Here is a 4,155-nt window from a genome sequence, read left to right as displayed (position 1 = left end):
GGGTGGGAGTGCGGCGAGGACCGCGGCCGGCACCGGCGCGGCCGGCGCGGCCGGGACGGCAGGTGCGGCCGGTTTCGGCACGCCCGAAGCGGCCGGCGCACCCGCCGCGCCCACGGCCGCGGCCAGGGGCGTCGGCGTGCCGGATGCCGCTGGGAGCGTTGGTGCCGCCTCGCCGGTCACGGAAGGCCGCGGCCGTGGATGGTCGCTGGTCGGCGATGCCGTACCGGCGGCCAGCTCCGTCAGATCGGACTTGGCCGGGTTGCACGCGGTGAGCCCGCCGGCCAGGAGAACAGCAGCGGAAAGCGCGAGAGCCACCGGTAGCCGGCCGGTGACCAGGCGGAGTGCGGTCCCGTCCCTCTCAGAACGGCCGGCCGTGCCAGCCGTGCCGGCCGTCCGGCGGCGGGGCGGAAGAGCTGCGTCTGTTACTGACGATCGTGCTGGAACACTCCACCGTGAGCCATTTCTGGGCGTCATTGGCCCTGCTGCTCCTTCCACAGGTTCCGATCTTCATGAACCCCCCCTAGAAGGACAAAGCGGAGTATAGAGCCGACTTCGGTGCTTTCGGTCGTGGGTCTGGCGCACGTTGGCATACCGCGGGCCCGCCGCGGCCCCACGCGCCGCCCCGGCACGGTCTCGGCACGCTGTCACAGCCGTCGTCGCCGGTCCGGCGCCACGTCCGATACCACGTCCGGGGTGACCTCCCGGACACGGACCGGTTGGTGCAAGACTTGCCCACATGCCGAACAGACCCCGAACCCGTACAACCCGGATCGTCGTGGCGGGGGCTGGGCTACTGTTTGTCACCGGTGCCACCGCCTGTGGCTCCGGCGGCGGGACACCGGCACCCGCGACGCCGTCGCCGGCCGCCGCCCCGCTCGGCGCGGAGGCCGGCGCCAGGGCGCAGACCGGCAGCGACGCTTCCTCCCCACGTCCGCCGGCCGGCCCCGGCGGCCAGTTGAGCCCGGCGCCCGGATCGCCACCGCTGTGTACCGAGGCGGGCCTGCGGGTGGCCGCGGGTGCGTCCGCGGGTGCTCCGTCCGGGGAGCGCCAGGGGTTCGTCGTCGTTCTCACCAGTTCCTCAGACCAGCCGTGTTCGCTGATCGGCTATCCGTCCGTGGCCGCCACGGACGACAACGGGCGGCAGGAACGGCCGGCGGCCCGCTCCGAGGGCGGCAACCTGTTCCGGGTGGGCCCGCCCGAGACGGTGGTCCTCCAGCCGCGGGGCACCGCGTCGTTCGGTGTCGAGTGGACGGCCGTACGGTCCGGCGACGAATCCGCCTGCCTGCCCTACGAGCAGTTCGTGGTCATTCCGCCGCACCAGACCCGGGTCCAGGTGGTGGAGCGGCAGACAACCATCTGCGACGCGTTCCAGGTGCACCCTGTCGTGGCCGGAACGGCCGGCACACGGCCCCGGTAGCCGGAATTCGCACCTGTCGACACGGCCAGCCAGCCCAACCGGTGCTGGCGAACGCGTGAATCCTGGGTGAACTCGGGGCGGTACGGCGGTAGGCCGTCTGGCGCTATGACGGTGTTGTAGAGCTCTGGCGGTGCCAGAGCTCTACAACACCACCCCGTTCGTCAGGCCGTGGTTTTTCGTGCCACAATTTTGTTACACGACGGTTTCGTCATGCCATGGTGTCCTCCTCTTACGAGGACGCCCGTGCACCCGAGATAGCCCGTAGCCGGGGCACCGCACACAGCTGTTGCGGGTTCCATCCGAGCTCTGAATACACGTCGTTGTCCTGCCAGCGGGCCAACGCTTCCCGGTCGAGAGCCGCCAGGGATTCCGGCAGTGCGTTCAGGTGGTGCCACTGCAGACGGCTTGCCCGGGGGTCTGCGCCCGGTGTGGGTATCCCGCTCCAGTGGGTCAGCCGGAAGAACAGCCCCAGCCGTTCACCGCCGCCGATGAACCGATGATGGGCTACATGCGCGAGCCACACATGGGTCGCCATTGTCATCACCGACAGGGTCTCGTCGGCTATCCGCAGCACGGCCTCGATCGCGGGTTCCCCACTGCCAAGTTCGGACCACGGTAACTGCCATGGTGAATCCGACTCGGCGCCACGACAGAGCAGCACCGATCCGTCCACGCGCCACATCAGCACATGAACGTCGACCGGCAACCCCGTGCCCGGGCCGGCATTGTCGACCATCACCACTCCCACCCTCGGCGGGTGTCGCCAGCAGTGGCACCAGGCCACGGATGTGCCCACACCCTGTTCCAGAGGAGCCGCCCCGCGACCGCCCTGCCATCTCCTTGCAGCCGGCTGGCCATCCCGCCGGCACAGTCGTCCGTCCGTCCGTCCCGAAGGCCGACGATCATCCGCTGTCCGGATTCACTTCCCGCAGCGGGGAGGCATTCCGCGCCTGAGCCGGTGATTCGGAAAAATGACGGCGTATGCCTCATTGGCATGTCCGTGAACCGCTCTGTCGACCGGCACCCGATCACATTGCCGTGCTGCCGGTGGTGAACCGCCGTGACTCCGGATCGTCGGATGACCATGACGACGGGCACTGTTCCGGTGATCGGTGACGGCGTCATCGGCGTCGTCGAACACCGGGTGTGTCCGTGGGTTGTCATCACGGCCTCCCGGAACCCCTGCGTGCGTGACATCAGCATGGCTGCCTGCACATCATGGCGTTCGTTGCGTGCAAATGCAAGACACGGGTGCACGTGCAGAAGGTGTCGGAACCGGTGAGGTCGTGAAGATCGGGTGTCATACTCTTGTGCTCAGACGATGGTGAAGGGGGTGGGTTGTGACGGCGCTTGAGTCCGGTGGGGGGCCCACCGTGCGCCGGATTCTCCTCGGCTCCCTGTTGCGGCGGCTACGTGAGGAGAAGGGCATCAGCCGCGAGGAGGCCGGGTATAGTATCCGGGGCTCCGAATCCAAGATCAGTCGCCTGGAGCTGGGGCGGGTCAGCTTCAAGGAACGGGACGTAGCCGATCTGCTCACCCTCTATGACGTCACGGACGACGCCGAGAGAGCGCCGCTGATGGAGCTGGTCCGGGAAGCCAACACACCGGGCTGGTGGCAGAATTTCACCGACGTCCTCCCGAGCTGGTTTCAGTCGTATCTGGGCCTGGAAGAGGCCGCGACTCTGATCCGGACCTACGAGGTCCAGTTCATCCCGGGCCTGCTCCAGACCGAGGACTACGCGCGCGCTGTCATCACACTCGGCAACAGCGGTGCCCGGCCCCAGGACATCGAGCGCCGGATCAGCGTGCGGATGAACCGCCAGAAACTGCTCGCCAGACCATCGCACCCCAGATTGTGGGTTGTGATCGACGAGGCCGCGCTGCGGCGTCCACTTGGCGGCCCCGCGGTGATGCGCGCTCAACTGGAACATCTGATCGAGCTTGCGAGCCGGCCCAATCTCAGCCTGCAGATCATGCCTTTCCGCTTCGGCGGACACGCGGCCGAGGGCGGCGCCTTCTCCATCCTGCGTTTCCCCGAAGCGGACCTGCCGGACATCGTCTACATCGAACAGCTCGCCGGCGCGGTCTACCTGGACAAGCGGGAGGACGTGGACCGCTACATGGAGGCGATGGACCGTCTCTGCGTCGACAGTGTGCCTCCCGCCGCCAGCATCGAGGTACTGAACAGGATCATAAGGGAGAGCTCTGCTTGAGAGGGCCCGTACCGGGCGGGCTGAAGCAGGCAGGCTGCCTCAGCCTCCGCGCACACGGGCCCGGGCCCCGGCGGACCAGCGCTACCGCAGGAATTCGTCGAAGTCGCCGTCCCTGGCTCCGAGGATGAGCGCCTCGATCTCGGCCTGGGTGTAGATCAGAGCTGGGCCGTTCGGGTCCCTGGAGTTACGGACCGCGATGGTCTCCGGCGACAGCCTTGCCAGTTCGACGCAGTTTCCCTGGGAGTTGCTGCGCCGGCTTTTCTTCCAGGTGACCTCTGGTAACGCGGTTGTGGAAATCCCGTTGTAGATCTCGGGCAAGTCGGCCTCCTTCGTGTGACAGGAACGAAACAATATGATCATGAATTCCGGCGTCCAGGATGCCGCCCGAATCCGGGGTCCGGAAGCGGGTCTGGAAGGCTCGGTTCCTACGGGGCCGTTGCCGGGAGCCGGTCTCGGACGCCCGGTAGGTATCTCGGGCCCGACCGCGGGGCCATAGTGATCGTGGCATGGAATGCGGCCCGGCCC

General features: G+C 67.9%; 4 protein-coding genes and 1 pseudogene. 2 read left to right on the top strand and 3 right to left on the bottom strand.

Features of this window, described 5'->3' with window-relative positions:
- Window positions 1-315: pseudogene (locus AC5LSR_RS08130) on the bottom strand (hypothetical protein); the annotation flags it as partial.
- 421 nt (window positions 316-736) lie between these two features.
- Between AC5LSR_RS08130 and AC5LSR_RS08125 the strand changes: the two are divergent.
- Window positions 737-1,417, top strand: a complete 681-nt coding sequence (locus AC5LSR_RS08125; RefSeq protein ID WP_493468311.1) for a DUF4232 domain-containing protein — start codon at window positions 737-739, stop codon at window positions 1,415-1,417.
- Between the two features lie 229 nt (window positions 1,418-1,646).
- Here the strand turns inward: AC5LSR_RS08125 and AC5LSR_RS08120 are convergent, their stop codons facing one another.
- Window positions 1,647-2,153 carry an NUDIX hydrolase gene (locus AC5LSR_RS08120; RefSeq protein WP_250282980.1) on the bottom strand — a complete coding sequence of 169 codons (507 nt, stop codon included), beginning with the start codon at window positions 2,151-2,153 and terminating at the stop codon, window positions 1,647-1,649.
- 604 nt (window positions 2,154-2,757) lie between these two features.
- On the opposite strand from AC5LSR_RS08120, the gene AC5LSR_RS08115 reads away from it, so the two are divergent.
- Complete coding sequence (locus AC5LSR_RS08115) at window positions 2,758-3,630, top strand: Sco1979 family transcriptional regulator (RefSeq protein WP_250282975.1); 873 nt, start codon at window positions 2,758-2,760, stop codon at window positions 3,628-3,630.
- Window positions 3,631-3,711: 81 nt separating this feature from the next.
- Here AC5LSR_RS08115 and AC5LSR_RS08110 read toward each other — a convergent pair whose 3' ends face one another.
- On the bottom strand, window positions 3,712-3,948 hold the full coding sequence (locus tag AC5LSR_RS08110; RefSeq protein ID WP_250282973.1) for a DUF397 domain-containing protein: 237 nt from the start codon (window positions 3,946-3,948) through the stop codon (window positions 3,712-3,714).
- Window positions 3,949-4,155: the final 207 nt, after the last annotated feature.

The sequence above is a fragment of the Protofrankia sp. CiP1_Cm_nod4 genome, from assembly GCF_982290645.1.
Note: the sequence above shows the minus strand (reverse complement) of the source record. Positions and strands in the feature narration are given on the sequence as shown.